This window comes from Novosphingobium sp. MBES04, from assembly GCF_000813185.1.
Classification (GTDB): domain Bacteria; phylum Pseudomonadota; class Alphaproteobacteria; order Sphingomonadales; family Sphingomonadaceae; genus Novosphingobium; species Novosphingobium decolorationis.
The window spans coordinates 2,147,026-2,166,030 of the sequence record NZ_DF850488.1 but is presented as its reverse complement, the minus strand read 5'-3'; the positions used below and the strand labels follow the sequence as shown (position 1 = coordinate 2,166,030).

16 protein-coding genes are annotated in these 19,005 nt (G+C 66.9%); 4 read left to right on the top strand and 12 right to left on the bottom strand.

The annotated features are described in order from the left end of the window. Position 1: 1 nt before the first annotated feature. Together bioD and MBENS4_RS09570 are read left to right on the top strand one after the other, a co-directional pair. Positions 2–664 (top strand): dethiobiotin synthase, encoded by a 663-nt coding sequence (gene bioD / locus MBENS4_RS09575; RefSeq protein ID WP_039390403.1) that lies wholly within the window; start codon positions 2–4, stop codon positions 662–664. Continuing rightward, positions 661–1,926 (top strand): adenosylmethionine--8-amino-7-oxononanoate transaminase, encoded by a 1,266-nt coding sequence (locus tag MBENS4_RS09570; RefSeq protein WP_039390401.1) that lies wholly within the window; start codon positions 661–663, stop codon positions 1,924–1,926. Before bioD ends, MBENS4_RS09570 begins: the two co-directional genes overlap by 4 nt. A 182-nt stretch (positions 1,927–2,108) precedes the next feature. Here MBENS4_RS09570 and MBENS4_RS09565 read toward each other — a convergent pair whose 3' ends face one another. The 9 genes from MBENS4_RS09565 to MBENS4_RS09525 all read right to left on the bottom strand — a co-directional run bounded on the left by MBENS4_RS09565 (position 2,109) and on the right by MBENS4_RS09525 (position 11,657). Next, on the bottom strand, positions 2,109–2,705 hold the full coding sequence (locus MBENS4_RS09565; RefSeq protein WP_039390399.1) for a fasciclin domain-containing protein: 597 nt from the start codon (positions 2,703–2,705) through the stop codon (positions 2,109–2,111). A 22-nt stretch (positions 2,706–2,727) separates the two neighbouring features. Beyond that, complete coding sequence (locus tag MBENS4_RS09560; RefSeq protein ID WP_039390397.1) at positions 2,728–3,987, bottom strand: hypothetical protein; 1,260 nt, start codon at positions 3,985–3,987, stop codon at positions 2,728–2,730. 191 nt (positions 3,988–4,178) lie between these two features. Then, on the bottom strand, positions 4,179–5,588 hold the full coding sequence (gene glnA, locus MBENS4_RS09555; protein ID WP_039390395.1) for a type I glutamate--ammonia ligase: 1,410 nt from the start codon (positions 5,586–5,588) through the stop codon (positions 4,179–4,181). A gap of 175 nt (positions 5,589–5,763) precedes the next feature. Further along, positions 5,764–6,102 carry a P-II family nitrogen regulator gene (locus tag MBENS4_RS09550; RefSeq protein WP_039392137.1) on the bottom strand — a complete coding sequence of 113 codons (339 nt, stop codon included), beginning with the start codon at positions 6,100–6,102 and terminating at the stop codon, positions 5,764–5,766. A 399-nt stretch (positions 6,103–6,501) separates the two neighbouring features. Next, positions 6,502–7,425, bottom strand: coding sequence for an N-acetyl-gamma-glutamyl-phosphate reductase (argC, locus tag MBENS4_RS09545; protein WP_039390394.1), 924 nt, complete (start codon positions 7,423–7,425; stop codon positions 6,502–6,504). A 6-nt stretch (positions 7,426–7,431) separates the two neighbouring features. Then, positions 7,432–7,842 carry an SH3 domain-containing protein gene (locus tag MBENS4_RS09540; protein ID WP_242404853.1) on the bottom strand — a complete coding sequence of 137 codons (411 nt, stop codon included), beginning with the start codon at positions 7,840–7,842 and terminating at the stop codon, positions 7,432–7,434. A gap of 458 nt (positions 7,843–8,300) precedes the next feature. Beyond that, positions 8,301–8,672, bottom strand: coding sequence for a hypothetical protein (locus MBENS4_RS09535; protein WP_039390392.1), 372 nt, complete (start codon positions 8,670–8,672; stop codon positions 8,301–8,303). 106 nt (positions 8,673–8,778) lie between these two features. Beyond that, positions 8,779–10,128: a PAS domain-containing protein gene (locus MBENS4_RS24050; protein WP_052322157.1), complete on the bottom strand. Its 1,350-nt coding sequence runs from the start codon at positions 10,126–10,128 to the stop codon at positions 8,779–8,781. Positions 10,129–10,262: 134 nt separating this feature from the next. Then, positions 10,263–11,657, bottom strand: a complete 1,395-nt coding sequence (locus tag MBENS4_RS09525; RefSeq protein ID WP_039390390.1) for a leucyl aminopeptidase family protein — start codon at positions 11,655–11,657, stop codon at positions 10,263–10,265. Positions 11,658–11,861: 204 nt separating this feature from the next. Here MBENS4_RS09525 and MBENS4_RS09520 point away from each other — a divergent pair, with 204 nt between their 5' ends. Together MBENS4_RS09520 and map are read left to right on the top strand one after the other, a co-directional pair. Next, on the top strand, positions 11,862–12,719 hold the full coding sequence (locus MBENS4_RS09520) for a PdaC/SigV domain-containing protein (protein ID WP_039390388.1): 858 nt from the start codon (positions 11,862–11,864) through the stop codon (positions 12,717–12,719). A 42-nt stretch (positions 12,720–12,761) separates the two neighbouring features. Further along, on the top strand, positions 12,762–13,592 hold the full coding sequence (gene map, locus MBENS4_RS09515) for a type I methionyl aminopeptidase (RefSeq protein ID WP_039390386.1): 831 nt from the start codon (positions 12,762–12,764) through the stop codon (positions 13,590–13,592). Here the strand turns inward: map and MBENS4_RS09510 are convergent. The 3 genes from MBENS4_RS09510 to pnp all read right to left on the bottom strand — a co-directional run bounded on the left by MBENS4_RS09510 (position 13,549) and on the right by pnp (position 18,867). Beyond that, the gene (locus MBENS4_RS09510; protein WP_199904363.1) at positions 13,549–14,292 is read right to left on the bottom strand and encodes a DUF3142 domain-containing protein; all 744 of its coding nucleotides are present in this window, start codon (positions 14,290–14,292) and stop codon (positions 13,549–13,551) included. The genes map and MBENS4_RS09510 overlap by 44 nt on opposite strands. A 26-nt stretch (positions 14,293–14,318) precedes the next feature. After that, positions 14,319–16,412 carry a hypothetical protein gene (locus MBENS4_RS09505; protein ID WP_052322156.1) on the bottom strand — a complete coding sequence of 698 codons (2,094 nt, stop codon included), beginning with the start codon at positions 16,410–16,412 and terminating at the stop codon, positions 14,319–14,321. A gap of 181 nt (positions 16,413–16,593) precedes the next feature. Next, positions 16,594–18,867 (bottom strand): polyribonucleotide nucleotidyltransferase, encoded by a 2,274-nt coding sequence (gene pnp / locus MBENS4_RS09500; RefSeq protein WP_039390384.1) that lies wholly within the window; start codon positions 18,865–18,867, stop codon positions 16,594–16,596. Positions 18,868–19,005 lie beyond the last annotated feature (138 nt).

Below are 19,005 nucleotides of genomic sequence, written 5' to 3'. Positions count from 1 at the left end.
GATGACCGACCTGCCTTCCGCCCGCCACACCCTGATCGTCACCGGCACCGACACCGAAATCGGCAAGACGGTCTTTGCCGCCGCGCTGGCCGGCGCCCTTGGCGCGCATTACTGGAAGCCGGTGCAGGCCGGCGTCGAGCCCGAGGACGCATTTGGCGAGACCGACGCGCTGCGCGTCGCAGGGCTGGCCCGGCTGGCGCGCGAAAAGATCCTGCCCGAGGCCTATCGCCTGGCCACCCCCTGCTCGCCCCACCTCGCCGCCGAGATCGACGGGGTGGAGATCGACCCGGCAGGTCTGGCGCTCCCCGCCGTGTCCGGCCCGCTGGTGGTCGAGGGCGCGGGCGGCGTCCACGTCCCCATCTCGCGGCGCGAAACCTACGCCGACCAGTTCGTGCGCTGGCGCGCGCCGGTGATCCTGGTCGCCCGCACGCAGCTGGGCACGATCAACCACACGCTGCTCTCGCTCGAAGCGCTGCGCGCCCGCGCTATCCCTGTGCTCGGGGTTGCCTTCGTGGGCGAGGAAGTGAAGGACAGCGAGGACATCATCTGCGCCATGAGCGGCGCGAAGCGGCTGGGCCGCCTGCCGCGCCTCGATCCGCTCAGCCCCGAGGCGCTGGCCGCCGCCTTCGCCGCGAACTTCAACCTGGAGGACTTCGCCCCATGAGCACGCCCCCCACATCGTCGATCTGGCACCCCTTCACCCAGCACGGCCTGGGCGAGCCGATCCCCGAAGTCACCCGCGCGCAGGGTGCGGTCCTGCACCTTGCCGACGGGCGCTCCATGATCGATGCGATCTCGTCCTGGTGGGTGACGACGCACGGGCACTGCAACCCCAGGATCATGGCCGCGATCGCCGAGCAGGCGGGCAAGCTCGACCAGATGATCTTTGCAGGCTGGACCCACGGCCCCGCCGAGGAGGTCGCCCGAGGTCTTCGCGAGATCGTGCCCGAGAGCCTGACGCGCGTGTTCTTCTCCGATTCCGGATCGACCAGCGTCGAGGTCGCCCTCAAGATGGCGCTCGGCTACTGGCACTGGCAGGGTGAGGCGCGCTCGCGCATCCTCGTCATGGAACACTCCTACCACGGCGACACCATCGGGGCGATGTCGGTGGGCGAACGCGGCGTGTTCAACCAGCCCTACGACCCGCTGCTCTTCGATGTCGGGCGCATTCCCTTCCCGGCCACAGGCTGCGAAGACGCCACGCTCGAAGCGCTCGAACGCTACTGCGCGATGGGCAACACCGCCGCGCTGATCGTCGAGCCGCTGGTACTGGGGGCTGGCGGCATGCTGTTCTACAGCGCCGACGTGCTGGCCCAGATGCGCGCGATTTGTGCACGGCACGGCGTGCTCTTCATCGCCGACGAGGTCATGACCGGATGGGGCCGCACCGGCACGCTGCTTGCCTGCGAACAGGCAGGTATCGAACCCGACATCCTGTGCCTCTCCAAGGGCCTGACGGGGGGCGCGGTGCCGCTTGCGGTGACGATGGCGAGCGAGGCGATCTACGAGGCGCACCTCTCCACCGACCGCGCGCGCATGTTCTTCCACTCCTCCAGCTACACCGCCAATCCGCTCGCCTGCGCCGCAGCTGCCGCGAACCTGGCGATCTGGCGCGAGGAACCGGTGCGCGAACGCATCGCGCAGCTGAGCGCCAGCCAGGCATCCTGGCTCGACAAGCTGGGGCAGGTCTACCACTTCGACAACGCACGAAGCCTCGGCACGATTGCCGCGCTCGACCTCAAGAGCGACGGGGCAACGGGCTACATGAACGACCTGGCGCCCCGGCTCATGGCCTTCTTCCGCGAACGCGGCGTGCTGCTGCGCCCGCTCGGGAACACGGTCTACGTGATGCCGCCCTATGGCATCACCGACGAGGAACTTGCCACCGTGTGGGACGCCATCGGTGAGGCCGTCCTGAGCTTCTGAAGCCTGGAAATCGGGCCGCGGGACAAGAAGAAGGATGATTCCGAGGGCCATCGCCCTCGGGCTCCCCATAATGTCGACCTCACCTCCCGCGCGCGGCCCTGGCTGAGTAAGGTGAGGTCGCCGATTTTGGGGTCAAGGGGCGATGGCCCCTTGAAAAAGACTTCCTTCTTGCCCCTTGGTCTTCAGCTCTCCGCCTGACGCAGCAGGCCGGATACGGGGATCGCGACGCTTGCACCTCCGGCCAGGGCCTCACCCTTGAATGTCGCCTCCGCGCCATCAGCTGACGTCACGGTGATCGCATCGCCGTTGCGGCGGAAGGTCAGGTCCTCACCGGCCAGGCTGGTGATCGTGACCGAACCCTCATCGCTGCGCCCGATTGCCCCTTCGATGTCACGGGGCGTGAGATAGCCGGGAAGCAGGTGCTGCTTGAGGAGCGCGGCCATGGCCGCTTCGTCCTCGCCCTCCATGAGGGCCTTGCCCGCTTCGCCCAGCGCGGCGAAGCTGGCGTCGTCGGGCGCCAGCAGGGTGTAGCTGGCGTTGCCCTCGAAGATACCCGCAAGGCCGGTATCGTCCAGCGCGTCGGCCACGGTCTCCATGCCGTCTGTATCGTCCAGGAGTTCGGGCACGGGGTCCGAAGCGGGCTCGGCCAGCACGGCCGCACCGGTTTCATCGGACGCCGGGGTCTCGCCCGAGCAGCCGGCCAAAGCGAGCCCGCAGGCCCCGATCAGCGTGAGCGTCCCGGCCCGAAGGCCCGAGGCGCGGTGCAAAATCTGTGTCATCTTGGGGTCTCTCCTGGGGGTCTCAGACGAGCAGTTCGATGGCGGCCTGAACCAGGCGCGAGGTCGGATCGAGCTGGTAGATGTAGCCGTCGCTGTAGCGGTAGAGCGCGTCGGGCGTGTCATAATACTGGTCGCGATAGCCGTAGGGGACGTTGTAGACGTCATAGCCGCGCGGCATCGGCTGGCCGACCGCGATGTCGCTGCCCATCAGCAGCCCCGCGATCGAATCGATGCGCGAGGAACCTGGGTTCACGCGGTAGAGCGTATCGTCGTAGTAGCGGTACGAATTGCCGCCCCCCAGGCCATAGTAGCTGTTGTAGTAGTCCGGCATCGCCACGCTGTCGTAGGTCCCCGGCCAGACGTTGCCGATCGCCAGCGCGCCCGCGAGCAGCGGGATGTAGTCGAGGATCGACGAACCCGATCCCGTGCGCACCATGTAACCATCAAGGTAACGGTAGTTGCCGCCCCGGTTGAAGCCGCTCCAGTACCAGTCGGGGCGCGACCACGAATAGCGCGGTCCCCGGTCGAGCCCGGGCGGGGTGCAGCCGTTGTACTTCTTGGCGAGGCCGGGTGGGCAGCCGTCGTAGACCCGGCGCCGGTCGATCTGCCCCCAGTCGATTGTGCGATCCCGCGTCAGCACGCGCACACGATCGTTGGTGGGCACGATGAAATCGCGTCCGCCCGGCCCGCTGTAGCTCACGCGGCGGATGTCGCCACGCTCGGGCCGATGGACCACGTTGGAAGGGTGGGCATTGCCGCGCAGCCGCGCGTTGCTGTTGCCGTTACCCGGCGCACCAGCCATGGGCGGGGCCTTGCCGTTACCCCCGCCGTTGCCATTCCCGTTCCCGCGCGCAGGGCCATTGCCCGGTCCCTTTGCGACCGCTCTGCCCTTGCCGTTACCATTGCCATTGCCCGGTGCGCCGCGGCCCTTGTCTTGCGGCCCCTTGTCGGCGCGGGCGTGCTGCGGACCGCCACCGGGCCCTTTCGCGCTGCCATTGCCGGGGCCGTTGCCACCGCCTTTACCGTTGCCTGCGCCGCGGTCGGGACCGCCGCCCCGGTTCTGGGCCTTGGCCGGACCTCCGCCCTTGTTGCCGCCCTTGTTGCCGGGGCCGCCGCCGCCATTGCCGCCGCCGTTACCCCGTTCCTGCGCGGCAGGAGGGCCACCGCCGTTGCCGCCGTTGTTGCCCTTCCCGTTGCCATTCCCGGGCTGGGCGAGCGCCGCGCCCGCCACGAGGGCGAACCCCGCAACCGTTCCGGCCAAAATCGTTTGCGCCTGCCGCATCGAAAATCTCCTTTCGGGGCCTTTCAACGCGGCAATCGCCGTGCCTGTTCCCCGCAAGGTCGCGATGCACGCGCGCCCCTGGCCCACTCCCTACCCCGAAACGGCATGCAAAAAGGGCGCCCGGATTGCTCCAGGCGCCCCACTCGGCGAACCGATTTGCCCCTCCCCGCGAAGGGGAGGGAAATGCGCGATCAGGCGCTGTAGTACATGTCGAACTCGACCGCCGAGGGCGTGGTTTCCCAGCGCAGCACTTCGGGCCACTTGAGTTCGAGGTAGGCTTCGACCTGGTCGGCGGTGAACACGTCGCCTTCGAGCAGGAACGCGTAGTCGGCCTGCAGGGCTTCGAGAGCCTCACGCAGCGAGCCGCACACGGTCGGAACTTCGGCGAGCTCTGCCGGCGGCAGGTCGTAGAGGTTCTTGTCCATGGCTTCGCCGGGGTGGATCTTGTTCTTGATGCCGTCGAGGCCTGCCATCAGCAGCGCCGAGTAGCACAGGTAGGGGTTGGCCATCGCGTCGGGGAAACGGAATTCCACGCGCTTCGACTTGGTGCCCGCACCGTAGGGGATGCGGCACGAGGCCGAACGGTTGCGCGCCGAGTAGGCAAGCAGAACCGGAGCTTCGTAACCCGGGACCAGGCGCTTGTAGCTGTTGGTGGTCGGGTTGGTGAAGGCGTTGAGCGCCTTGGCGTGCTTCACGACACCGCCGATGAAGTACAAGCAGGTCTCCGAGAGGCCAGCGTAGCCGTTGCCCGCGAAGGTGTTGTCGCCGTCGTTCCAGATCGAGATGTGCGTGTGCATGCCCGAACCGTTGTCGGTCTGGATCGGCTTGGGCATGAAGGTGGCCGACTTGCCGTAGGCCTGCGCAACCATCTGCACGACATACTTGTAGATCTGCATGCGGTCAGCGGTGGTGGTCAGCGTGCCGAAGGTCAGGCCGAGCTCGTGCTGGGCAGCCGCCACTTCGTGGTGGTGCTTGTCGCAGGGCAGGCCCATTTCGAGCATGGTGGTGACCATCTCGGCGCGGATGTCCGAGCAGCTGTCGACCGGAGCGACGGGGAAGTAGCCGCCCTTGGCGCGCGGACGGTGGCCCAGGTTGCCGGTGTCGTAGTCGCGGCCGGTGTTGGTCGGCAGCTCGACGTCGTCGATCTTGAAGCCGTTGCCGTCGTAGCCGTCGTAGAACTTCACGTCGTCGAACATGAAGAACTCGGCCTCGGGGCCGACGAACACGGTGTCGCCGAAACCGGCCGACTTGACGAAGGCTTCTGCGCGCTTCGCGGTCGAGCGCGGGTCACGGGCGTAGAGTTCGCCGTTCGAGGGCTCGACGATGTCGCAGAACACGATCAGCATCGGGCTGGCCGAGAACGGGTCGGTGTAGACGGCTTCGAGGTCGGGCTTGAGGATCATGTCCGACTCGTTGATCGTCTTCCAGCCCTCGATCGAGGAACCGTCGAACATCAGGCCGTCTTCGAGCTCGTCTTCACCCAGGACGCCCGCACACATCGTCAGGTGCTGCCACTTGCCCTTGGGATCGGTGAAGCGCAGATCAACCCATTCGATCTCCTCGTCCTTGATCTTGGCAAGGACGTCCTTTGCAGTAGCCATATGTGTGGTTCTCCAATCTTACTTTTCCGCCTCGGGAAAAGGCATAGGGGTGGATGCGCTGTCCGGGAACGCGCCGGGCCCCCTGCCGGTAGCTTTCCCGAGTATCCGACCGGCGAACCGGCCCAGAATGGTTATGCCCGGAGCCAGATGGCTCGGACGGTGTGGTTCGTGGCGCTCACAGAGCCTCGTCGTCGCGCTCTCCGGTGCGGATGCGGATCGCGGTCTCGACGGGAACGACGAAGATCTTGCCGTCGCCGATGCGTCCGGTCTGTGCCGCATCGGCAATGGCTTCGACCACCCGCTCGGCCAGCGTATCCGAAACGACGACTTCCAGCTTCACCTTGGGCAGGAAATCGACGACGTATTCCGCGCCGCGGTAGAGTTCGGTGTGTCCCTTCTGACGGCCAAAGCCCTTGGCTTCGGTCACGGTGATCCCGGATACGCCCACTTCGTGCAGCGCCTCCTTGACCTCGTCGAGCTTGAAGGGCTTGATGATAGCTTCGATCTTCTTCACGCCTGACTGGACCTTCTTGCCTTTGCGCCCGGACTGCATTCACGAGGATCCCGTCCGGGACCCAGATTCCTCGCTGCCGATCCTAACAAGAATCGTGCCATTGGATATCATACAGTCGTAGGACAACTGCGCAGGCGCGAAAAGACCGGATTTGCATGATTTGCCCTGCAAGGGTGGCTTTTTCGCAAAGTTTTAACAGCAAGGCCAGCAAGAGTGTGTGCAAGTTTCGGGCAATCGCTGCCTGAAAATTGTGCAATCGCACATCGTCGCAAAGAGAGGGGCGCTCGGCGCACGCACGTGCCCCCGGCACCAGCGCGTACGAAGGTTAACGCGCAGAGCCTTGTCGGCCCGCACGAGATGCTCTTTTTCCGGAAAGTCCCGAAGGACCCGGCGCCGATATCAGAGACGCAAGGCCGCGGTCTCGTCGAGACCGGCCATGATGTTGAGGTTCTGCACAGCCGCCCCGCTCGCCCCCTTGCCCAGGTTGTCGAGCATGGCGGCCATGCGTGCCTGGCTGCCATCCGCCGAGCCAAAGACACGCAGGGTGAGCGCGTCGCTCGGCTCCATCGCGCTGCGCAGGAGCAGTTCGCCCGGCTCTTCGTCGAGCACCGAGACGACCGGGCTACCGGCATAGAAGTCGGCCAGCGCGGCGCGCAGGGTATCGGCGCTCCCCGCCTTGTCCATCATCGCAAGGTGCAGCGGCACTTCGACCAGCATGCCCCGGTGCGCAGGCACCACGGCAGGCGCGAAGACGGGATCGTGCGCGATGCCCGAGTGCGCCTTCATCTCGGGCAGGTGCTTGTGGCCCATGGCCAGACCATAGGCACGAAAGGCAATGTCGCCCTCGTCCTCGAAGCGCGCGATGAGCGCCTTGCCGCCGCCCGAATAGCCCGAGACCGCATGGCAGACATAGGGCCAGTCGGCGGGCAGCAGCCCTGCGCGCACGAGCGGCGCGACGAGGCTGAGGAAGCCGGTGGGGTAACAGCCCGGGTTGCTGACGAAGCGCGCGCCCGCGATCGTCTCATGCCCGACAAGCTCAGGAAAGCCGTAGGCCCAGCCGGGTGCGGTGCGGTGCGCCGAAGAGGCGTCGATCACGCGCGTGGTGTCATTGCGGATCATCGCAACGGCGGCCTTTGCGGCCTCGTCGGGCAGGCACAGGATCACGAAGTCCGCATCGTTGAGCGCCTCGGCGCGCGCGGCATCGTCCTTGCGGCGCGCATCATCGAGAATGACCAGCTCGAACTCCGGGCGGGCGCCCAGACGATCGGCGATCTCAAGGCCCGTGGTTCCGGCCGCGCCGTCGATGAAGACCGTCTGTGCCATCTGCGCTTATTCTCCTGCCTGCGGCGCTTCGATCTGGTCGAGCGCCACGTAACCGACAAGGCCGTCCTCACCGATCTGGCCCCAGCTCCAGACGCCTGCAATGTCGAGCACGTTGAAGACCGCGCCATCGTCCAGCGCAGCCAGAACCTCGCCCGTCGTGGTGGGCGCCGAGACCAGCTGCGCGCCCGCCTTCGCGGTGTAGGCCACCGGCACCGCGTAGTGCGGCACGAAGCACAGACCCGCGAGCTTGATGTGCGCAAGATCGCCGCGCACCGGCAGACAGCCCGGTTCGGCGGTTACCGAAGGGCCGGTCATCGCCAGCATGCCGTCAAGCGGGAGGGTGCGTGTATAAGTGTCGTGTTCGGTCACGTTGAGGCCATCGGTGAAACGGAAGATTGGGGCGCTTATCCCGCTCATCGCAAATACGCAAGTTTCACAGGGCCCGCAGGGCAAATCGCCCTATGCCGGGCTTTACTACGGAGGCAATCGGACATGGGGTTCTGCTCTCCTTCGTTGCGCGAGGTCACACGCCTGATTGAAAAGAAGATGGTGCGGCCAACACCCCGAAGGCGCAAACCCGAAAAGGGCAAGAACGGAAGAAGGGGAACTTTTCCAAGGGCCATCGCCCCTTGACCCCGGAACTGGTGACCTCAACGGTCTCGGCAAGCTCGGCGCGAGAGCCTTGAGGTTTCGGGTATGGGGAGCCCGAGGGCGATGGCCCTCGGATACATCATTTTTGGAATACTATGCTTTTCCAAGCGCCCCCGGAAACCACGCACAAGTCGGGGGCCGCATGTCCAGTCATGCGGCCCCCTCCCTCACGCAGGGACGCGTGGCCCGGCGCTTTCGAAGAGCGCCGGGCGGTTCGGTCAGGTTCAGATCGCGAGTTCGGCTTCGACCGAGCGCAGCTTGATACGGGCAAGCGCGAGGTTGGCCTGCTTGCGGTCGAGCAGCAGGTAGGCGAACAGGCCCGCGCCCGAATCGTCAGTGAGCGGGCGGATCAGCTGGTAGTGCTCGCCCAGCGTGATGAGCATGTCCTCGACCGGGTCGTTGAGCTTGAGCAGGTCCTGCACGTTCATCTGCGCACGCATCACCTCGCTGCTGCCCGCCGCGGCAAGATCGAGGTCCCCGCCGTCGCGCATTTCGCCGACGGTCGCGATGGTCATGCCGCTCGCGCTGTCGACGAGTGCTGCGGCGATGGCGCCGTTGATGGTCATGAGTTCGGCGAGCTTGGCTTCGAAATCCATGGTGTAAATCCTTGAAAGCTGTGTCTCGGCCCGGCTGCGCGCACTCTCAGGGGCAGCGCTCGGCGCGAGAGATGGTTCGATAGGGAAAAGGTCGGGCCCGAGCGTCTCAGGCGGCAACCGTGTTGAGCGAGAGAATCGTATCGAGGCTGCGCTGGAGCTCGGCGCTCTCGAAGGCCACGACGCCGCCTGCGAAGGCTTCGGCGGTATCGTGAAGCCCCGCCAGTTCGTCGACAAGACCCGCCAGCGCGTCGTCGAGGACCGGGAGAAGGGCTTCCATTTCATGGCGAATGTCCGACTTCTCGATCAGGCTGCGCCACTTGCGCAGCAACAGGGTAGTGACCTTGAGCGTGCTCTCGGTGGCCTTGATCTGCGCCGCCATGTGCCGGGCCTGGTCGCGGTCATCGTCGAGGCTGGTGTGCATCGAATCGATCCCGTTCTCGAGCGCCTGGACCAGCGTCTGGGTGGCCGCGCTCGACGTTTCCGGGTCCTCGCGCCCGTCGATCGTGTCGGCGGCGAAGCGGCAGACCGATTCGGCCTGAAGCTGCGCAATGCTGACAGAGGCGCGCAGGCCGTGGCGCTGGACGCAGGTCTGATCGACCGCATCGAGCACGCCCTGCATGGTTGCCGCGACCTTGTGGCACTGGTCCTCCAGCGCCGGGGCGGCCTTGGCGACGTGCGGCTCGACCTTGGCATTGCCGGTGACGACGAAGCGCGCGTTGGCAACCGCCTCTTCCAGCCGCCCCAGGCTATGGACCGCCTTGGCGACCCGCGCGTCGAGCGCTTCAGCCAGATGGTCGGCGTTGGCGAGTGCGTCTGCCAGCGTACGCACCTGCCCCTCGATCGCGGCCCCCGCGTCGAGCAGCGCGCGCGCGCCGCCGGTCGCGGACGGACGGGTCGGAATGGTGACGCCGGCCTGGAAGCGCAGCTCCAGCTCGCGCGGGAGAAAGGCGTTCTGGAACGCCTCGTAGCTTGGGTACCCCAGCTTCTCGAGTTCGGCGAGGATCACCTCTTCGCCGATACGCGCCGCGCGGCCCGCGCTCTCGCCCTGCGCCATGGCCTGAACCTCGGCCTCGCGGGCGGCTTCGTAGACGGTGTGGACCGCATCGCGAATGCCCAGGTCGATCGGGCGCGCGCGCACCGAGATATAGCCCTTGCCCAGCGGCGAGACGGTCGCCAGCGCCCAGTAGCTGCTGCCGTCACCCGCCAGATTGAAGACGTAGCCGCTGAACGCGCGGCGGGCCCCGATCGTCTCCCACATCAGGCGGAAGACACCGCCCGGCATGTCGGGATGGCGGATGAGGTTGTGCGGCGCGCCGATCAGATCTTTGCGTTCAAGACGCGCCATTTCGACGAACACCTGGTTCGCCTGCTCGATGACCCCCTTGGAATCGGTCGTCGAGAAGAACAGGTCATCGAGGGCGACCTCGTGGAATGCTCCTGTCGGTTCGAATGTCATGGATGGCTCCTTGTCCCTGCGTGTTGGACACGCGGGGACTAATCCGAATCGCCATCCCCTGACTTTGATCTCACATAACTAACGATGCGGTAACCACGTCTGGAAACATCTGATAAACAGAGAGTTACACGCCGTTAACCGGCCTCCTCATAGCGGTTGCGGAGCATTTTCCAGGCCGCGCGAAGACCGAGCGCCGCACCGCCCTTGCTGCGGCCGGGCTTGGCCGAAGGGCGCCATGCGAAGGTGTCGAAGTGGACCCAGTCCACGCCCTTGGGCACGAAACGGTCGAGGAACAGCGCGGCCGTGGTGGAACCTGCAAAGCCCCCGCCGGAACCTGCGTTGTTGATATCGGCAATGTCCGACTTCATGTACTCGCGGTACCCTTCGTGAAGCGGCAGGCGCCAGCAGGCATCGTCGGTGGCGATTCCCGCTTCAAGCAGGGCATTGGCCGTGGCATCCTCGCGCGCGAAGAGCGCGGGCAGGTCCGGGCCCAGCGCCACGCGTGCAGCCCCCGTCAGCGTCGCAAAATCGATCACCAGTTCGGGCTCGTTCTCGCCCGCGCGTGCCAGCGCATCGCCCAGGACAAGGCGCCCTTCCGCGTCGGTGTTGCCAATCTCGACCGAGATCCCCGCGCGCGACTTCAGGATGTCACCCGGTCGGAAGCTGTTGCCCGCAATCGCGTTCTCGACCGCCGGGACCAGCAGATGCAGACGGACCGGCAGCTGCGCCTGCATGATGAGGCGCGCCAGAGCGAGGGCGTGGGCCGCGCCGCCCATGTCCTTCTTCATCAGCAGCATGCCCGCACTCGGCTTCACGTCGAGACCACCCGAATCGAAGCACACGCCCTTGCCCACGATGGCAATGCGCGGGTGCCTGGGGTTGCCCCATTCCAGCTCGATCATGCGCGGCGCATGGCTGCGCGCCGCGGCACGCCCCACGGCGTGGACCATCGGAAAATCATGTTCGAGCATGTCGCCCCGGGTCACGCGGATCTCGGCGCGATAGGCCTTGTGCAGGTTCTCCGCCTCGGCCTCGAGCTGGGCAGGTCCCATGTCCTCGGCGGGCGTGTTGACAAGGTCGCGCACCAGCATGACCGCCTCGGCTTCGGCGAGGATCGGCTCGATCGCCTTGACCTCGCTCGTGAGGAGCACGCGCGGGCCCTCTTCCTTGGGTTCGGAGACGTAACGGTCGAAGCGGTACTGGCCCGTGACCCAGCCGAACATCGCCGCGCCCGGCTCGCCGCCGATGCGGCGGTAGGTGCCTGCGGGCAGCGTCTCGGCCAGCCTGGCCATGCACCAGCTGGAAAGCTTGCCGGCATCGGCGACACCGGCAACGGCCATCCAGCCCTCGCCGTCGGGAAGAATGGCATGGCTGCCCGCATCGCCCTCGAAACGCTGCGCCTCGAGCGCGGTGCGCTGGGCGGCGTTGAGCCCCTTGCGGAAGGCGTCGAGACCGTCCTTGTCGACGAGGTGGAGGGAAACCGCGTTCTGGCCGCGGTCGGGCTGGATCAATGCGTTCTTGTCGCTCATGGCGCTTATCTAGACCGCAGGTCCGGCAAAGGGCAATTGCCCAATGCGCGCCCGGCCGTGCGGAGTCCCCCCAACCCCCACTTCGCAGGCGCGCGTGGTTCCCCGCGCGCCAACGCTCAGGCTGGATTCAGGTCGCCGCGTGCTTCATGGTCCCTCTTCAGCGCCTTACGGGGCACTACAAACACCGGACAGGGATTAAGGACGATGCGCGCGAAGCTGGCACTGGGATGCGCCGGAGCACTGGCACTGATGGCCGGCGGATGCAGCGGGGCCGCGGCCCCGGACGCAGGTGGAACGGCAAGCCCGCCCACGGCCTCGGACACCGCGGCCCCGTCCGCGCCGCAGGACGAGGCCAGCGCCTCCGCGCCCGAGGTGGACGATCCCACCGTCGATGTCGCGGACCTCAACCTCGAGGAAGACACCGACTCGTACGAATTCCAGTTCTCCTACCCGGCGAAGGCCGCGGCCATCCCCGAACTCAGGTCCTGGTTCGAGGCGCGCCGCAGCGCGGCACGGGCCGAGCTTGCAAGCGCGTCCAGGCGCGACCGCGAGGAGGCGGAGAAAAGCGGCTATCCATTTCACCCCCACAGCTTCGGGGCGAACTGGCAGGTGGTGACCGACCTGCCCGACTGGCTCTCGCTGTCTTCGGAGTTCTACACCTTTACCGGCGGCGCCCACGGCATGAGCGGCTTCGATGCCCGTGTCTGGAACCGCAAGACCGCAACGCTCCAGCGCGCGACCGACCTCTTCACCAGCCCCGAGGCGCTTTCGGGCGCCCTGCGCACGCGCTTCTGCAAGGCGCTCGATGACAAGCGCATCGAGAGGCGCGGCGGCCCGCTCGACCCCGAGGGCACCTTCAGCGAGTGCATCGATCCCGTGCGCCAGACGGTGCTGCTCGGCTCCTCCAACGGCGCCACCTTCGACCGCATCGGCTTCCAGATCGCGCCTTACGAGGCCGGCCCCTACGCCGAGGGCAGCTACGAGATCACCCTGCCCGTCGACGGCGCCGTGATGCGCGCGCTCAAACCGCAGTACCGCGCCAGTTTTTCGATACCGGACTGAGATCTTCTCGCATTTCGCGCCCCCTCCCGCTATGGGAGGGGCATGACCGAATACCAGACTGTGGAACCTGACGACCAAGCCGTCCTTCGCGACGGCACCATCAAGCTGCATGGCGCAGAAGCGTTCGAAGGCATGCGCAAGGCCGGACGACTCGCCGCCGAGATCCTCGACGAGATCGCCGACATGGTGCAGCCGGGCGTGACCACCGCCGCGATCGACGACAAGGTGCGCGAGATGACCCTCGATGCGGGTGCCGTTCCCGCAACGCTCGGCTACCGCGGCTACCAGCATTCGTGCTGCATCTCGATCAACCACGTGGTGTGCCACGGCATCCCGTCGGACAAGACGCTCAAGGACGGCGACATCCTCAACATCGACGTGACCCCGCTGCTCGACGGCTGGCACGGCGATTCCAGCCGCATGTACTTCTCGGGTGAGCCCTCGCTCAAGGCGCGCCGCCTGGTCGAGGTGACCTACGAGTGCCTGATGATCGGCATCGAACAGGCCAAGCCGGGCAACCACATCGGCGACATCGGCGCGGCCATCCAGCAGTACGCCGAATCGCACCGCTACGGCGTCGTGCGCGAGTTCTGCGGGCATGGCCTGGGCCGTCTGTTCCACGATGCGCCCGAAGTCGTCCACGCCGCGCGCGCGGGCACCGGCGCGGAAATTCACCCGGGCATGCTCTTCACCATCGAGCCGATGATCAACCTGGGCAAGCCGGCGGTGAAGCTTCTCAACGACGGCTGGACCGCGGTGACCCGCGACAAGTCGCTCTCGGCCCAGTTCGAGCACTCGATCGGCATTACCGAGGATGGCTGCGAGATCTTCACGCTGAGCCCGCGCGAACGCCACAAGCCGCCCTACGCCTGAGGCGGGCCTTCGGCGGCCTGTGCGCCGCCGACCAGGAACACCACGTAGCCGCGAAACCCCGCCCCGGCCTCCAGGCCAGGTGGGGCGCGCCACGCGCCGCCCTCGACCAGCCCGATGCGGTAGGCAGGCGAAGGCGCTCGAGCGAGGCCAGGTAGCGTTCGTAGCCGGGAATCGTCGCGCGGCCCTGGTAGGTCTGCACCACGATTTCATCGACGCAGTCGGCGAGGCTGGAGAGCGCATCCGCCGCACCTCCCGCGCTCCAGTCCATCAACCCGGTGATCCCCAGCTTGAAGCGCGCGGGCAGGCGCGCGCGCAAGCCTTCGAGAAACTGCGCGTACCCGGCAAGCCCGTGCGTCGCAGCGTCGAAATCGATCTGCAGGCCCTCCACCGCATTGCCCGCCGCGGCCCAGCGGGTGAGCTGGCCCAGCACCGCTGTGTAGAGCCTCTCCTCCCAGTCGAGCCGCTCGACCCGCACGCTCATCCACACGCGCGGCCCCGTCACGCGGGGAACCGCGCGCAAGGGGACGTAGCCGCTGAGGCGTGTGGCGCGTACTTCGCCCGCCAGCAGGTAGACCCGCGACGCCTCCCCCAGCCAGGGCGGAGGTGCGACGCCCGCCCACAGGAAGAAGGCGTCGTAGTCGCGCGCGCGGAGAGGGCCGTCCCGGCGTGTCCCGCAGGCCACCAGTGCGAACGCCGCCACGCCAGCGCCCAACAGCGCGCGGCGGCTTACCAGTAGAACTTGAGCTTGGTCGCCCATCGGCTCTTGGGGTACTCGCGCTTGAGGCGCTGGAACCAGGCCTTGCGCTGGCTTTCCGGGACATCGGCAGTGCTGCACGAATTGTTGCCCGAGGGCGCGTAGCACATGACCGAGCGGTAGAGCGCATAGGCGCGCTCGTCCGCACTTGCGCGCGAACCCGCCAGCACCTGCGCATAGATCGCCGCGCGGTCCGTCATTTCGCCTGCAAAGCGCGACGGCGTGCCGCCCAGTTCCTCGCGCCCGCGCCAGCGCTCACCCGCCATGTAGCTGTCGAAATCGTTGAGCCGGTAGAAGTCGCCAAGACACAGGAGTGCGCCCGGATCGGACGCATCGCGCGCCAGGTCCTGCGCCGTTTGGGCCAGCGCCGGGCAGGCGAAATCCTGCTGCCAGCGCCCGTGCGTGAAGCTGCCGAGCGGCACTGCGCGGGCCGCATCGCGCAGCCATCCCCCGATCCAGCCCTCGCGCGCAGCCCCCTGCGGCACCAACGCCCGGTCTCGCCCAAAGTCAGCAAAGTGCCCGCGCGTCAGGTCCTTGTAGAGGAGCGTCATCGCCGCGACCTCGCGTTCCAGCCTACTCGTGCCTGCCTTCGCCTGCGCGCGCAGGATCGCCCCGTCGGCGACATGTTCCAGGAGAATGGCCCGGATCTCGGGCACCTGCACGGGGCTCTTCGCGGCAAAGACCTTCGCCAGTTCGCCGCTGCGCTCCCAGTGGTGGGCAAGCGCAAGTTCGACCGCCGGACGCTGGAAACGCGGGTCCGCGCCCTTCGCCAGTTGCTCCCAGAAGCCCACCGCGTTGGCATCGCCCAAGGCCTCCAGCGCAAGCCCGCGCAGCATCTGCGCGCTGAAGGCCAGCGGCGTGTACTGCCCCTTGCGCGCATCGTCGGGCAGGAGCTTCAGGACGGCGGCATAGTCGCGCTGGACATGGAAGGCCTGCGCGGCCTGGAGATAGGTGTAGAGCTTGGGATGCCCGGCAAAGTGCGGCGCCTGCGCAGCAAGTTCCGCCGCCTCCAGACGCGCAGTGCGGCGTTCGGACATCACCGGCTCACTCGCACGCAAGCGCAAAAGGTCCCAGGTCGCGAGGCTCAGCGCGCTGTCGATGTCCCCGTCCCCGGCCACCTCGAAGAAGAGCTTGGTGTCGATTTCCTCGATCAGGTGGGCCGCTGCGGGATCCGCGGCGCTCTCCCGCGCCAGCAGCGCACCATAGGCGCGGGACAGCTCGGGCCGCTGGCCGCGCAGCCAGAAGGCCCGGCGCGTGAGCCCCCGCGCGGAGGCCACGTAGCGTCCCTCGGGATAGCTGCGCAGGTAATCTTCAAGCGCGGCCTGTCCCTGCGCGGCCAGCGCGGCATCGGTCTTCGTGTTGTCGTACCAGCCCCATTCGTCGATGGCGGGCACCTGCGCGGCGGCGAGCGCGGTGCGCGCCTGCATGTAGCGCGCGGTCTCGGCCACCCAGCCCTGCCCGCTGTCTTCGAGCCCCGCGAAAGTGGCCCGCGCAGAGCCGAAGTCCTCGGCGTAGAAGGCCCGCGCGCCCTTCAGGTAGGCCAGATAATCGCGCCCTGCCGGGCTGGTGACGGAGGCCGGCCAGGAGGGCTCCTCCCGCGTCCCGTCACACGCCGCCTTCAGGTTGGTGCGCGCGCTGACAAGCGCCCCGCGTTCGGCCTCGGGAATGGATGGCGTGCCGGCCAGGGCGGCGGCGAAAGCCTCGCCACCACTCGCCAGGGTCTGGCACAAGGTGCCGCTGTAGGCGGGCAGTGGCCAGGTCTCTTCCTCGGCCTGCACGCCGGGCCAGAAAGCGCTGCGCATGGCGTCCCAGGTCAGGAAGACATGGCCGAGCGGCGCGGTTTCCCAGGAGTTCACGGGCGTGCCGGCCTGCTTCGGGATACCGCCCCCTGCCTCCATCATCAGCCAGGCCAGGTTGGTACGGGTATCGTTGCGGGCCGAGAGGAAGGGAACGCCGGCGCACTCGTAATCGGAGAGGCCCAGGCGCCAGCTTGGCGTGCAGCCGAAGTCCCCGCTTGCCCCCGCCCCGCTCGCCAACCCCAGCGCCAGTGCCATCCCGGTGGCCATTGCCAGGGCCCTGCGCCCACTCGATCCCCGCATGGTATTCTTGCCCCTACCTGCCTGCCTGGTGTCCCCACTCGGGCAGATACCCTGCCCGGAGCCCCCCTCACAAGTCCATAGGACAAAAGAAAAGGCCCCGCTTTCGCAGGGCCTTTCCAGGTTTGTTCGGACAGCTCCGAGGTGCTGATCAGTCTTCCTTGAGGAAGGCGGGCATGTGGCCCGGATCGCCACCCTCGTTGCCACCGCGCGGACCGCGGTCGCGACCGCCATCACGGCCACCACGGCGCGGGCCACGGCGATCGCCGCCACGGCCACCGCCGTCACGATCACCGCGCGGCGCCTTGGGCGGACGGGTGTCTTCCAGCTCTTCGCCGGTTTCCTGGTCGACGACGCGCATCGAGAGGCGGACCTTGCCACGGTTGTCGATCTCGAGGACCTTGACCTTGACTTCCTGGCCTTCCTTGACGACGTCGGTCGGCTTTTCGACGCGCTCGTTCTTCATTTCGGAGACGTGGACGAGGCCGTCCTTGCCACCCATGAAGTTCACGAAGGCACCGAAGTCGACGATGTTGACGACCTTGCCGTTGTAGATCTTGCCGACTTCGGCTTCCTCGACGATGCCCTGGATCCAGGCCTTGGCGGCCTCGATCTGGTTGATGTCCGAGGAGGAGATCTTGATCACGCCTTCATCGTCGATGTCGACCTTGGCGCCGGTCTCGGCGACGATCTCGCGGATGACCTTGCCGCCGGTGCCGATGACGTCACGGATCTTCGACTTGTCGATCTGGATCGTCTCGATGCGCGGCGCGTGGGCCGAAAGCTCGGTGCGGGCCGAACCCAGAGCCTTGGTCATTTCACCCAGGATGTGCGCGCGGCCGGCCTTGGCCTGCTCGAGCGCCTTGCCCATGATTTCCTTGGTGATGCCGGCGATCTTGATGTCCATCTGCATCGTGGTGATGCCGTTCTCGGTGCCTGCGACCTTGAAGTCCATGTCGCCGAGGTGATCCTCGTCGCCCAGGATGTCCGAGAGAACCGCGAAGTCATCGCCTTCGAGGATCAGGCCCATGGCGATGCCCGAAACCGGACGTGCCAGCGGAACGCCCGCGTCCATCATCGAGAGGCAGCCGCCGCAGATCGTCGCCATCGAGGACGAACCGTTCGACTCGGTGATGTCCGAGAGGATGCGGATGGTGTAGGGGAAGTCTTCCTTGGCGGGCAGCACCGGGTGCAGCGCGCGCCATGCCAGCTTGCCGTGGCCGATTTCGCGGCGGCCCGGCGCGCCGAAGCGGCCCACTTCACCGACCGAGTAGGGCGGGAAGTTGTAGTGCAGCATGAACGACGAATACGACAGGCCTTCGAGGCCGTCGATCATCTGCTCGGCGTCCTTGGTGCCCAGCGTCGTGGTGCAGATCGCCTGCGTTTCACCGCGGGTGAACAGCGCCGAACCGTGGGTGCGCGGCAGGAAGCCGACCATCGATTCGATCGGGCGGACCTGGTCGAGCTTGCGGCCGTCGATACGGGTGCCGTCCTTGAGGATGGCGCCGCGAACGATCTCGGCTTCGAGCTTCTTCATGGTCTTGATGGCGACCATCTGGGTCTGCGCCGATTCCTCGCCGAAAGCTTCCTTGGCCTTGGCGCGCGCCGCGTTGAGCGCGTTCGAACGGGCCGACTTGTCGGTCAGCTTGTAGGCGGCGGCAACGTCCTTGCCGACGGCCTTCTTGAGCTTCGCCTTGATGTCGGCGGTGTTGTCCGACAGGTCGATTTCCCAAGGCTCCTTGGCGGCCTGCTCGGCAAGGTCGATGACCAGGTCGACGACCTTCTTGCACTCGTCATGCGCGAACATGACGGCGCCCAGCATCTCGTCCTCGGTCAACTCCTTGGCTTCCGATTCGACCATCATCACGGCGTTGCCGGTGGCGGCGACGACGAGGTCGAGGCGGCCGTTCTCGAGCGCGGCGGTCTGCTTGGGGTTGAGCGTGTATTCGCCATCCTCGAAGCCGACGCGGCACGCGCCGATCGGGCCCATGAAGGGCACGCCCGAGATGGTGAGCGCAGCCGAAGCGGCGATCATCGCAACGATGTCGGCCTCGGTTTCGCCGTCATAGCTCAGAACCTGGCAGATGACGTTGATTTCGTTGTAGAAACCTTCGGGGAACAGCGGGCGCACCGGACGGTCGATCAGGCGGCTGGTCAGCGTTTCCTTTTCGGTCGCGCCGCGCTCACGCTTGAAGAAGCCGCCGGGGATACGGCCCGCCGACGAGAACTTTTCCTGGTAGTGCACGGTCAGCGGGAAGAAGTCCTGGCCTTCCTTCACCGACTTGGCGGCGGTCACCGCGCAGAGCACCACGGTTTCGCCGTAGGTGGCGAGAACGGCACCGTCCGCCTGGCGGGCGATGCGGCCGGTTTCGAGAGTGAGGGTCTTGCCGCCCCACTCCATCGATACGGTCTTGACGTCGAACATAGAATATTCCTCAGCCCGCCGGCCCTATTGCCTGCGGGATTTACTGCCGGGGATGCCGTCCCGGTCCGGTACGGGGCCTGTCATGCCCCGAAGGCCCCTCGCCGGATTGCGAGGATACCTGTCTATTTCGGTGCCCGG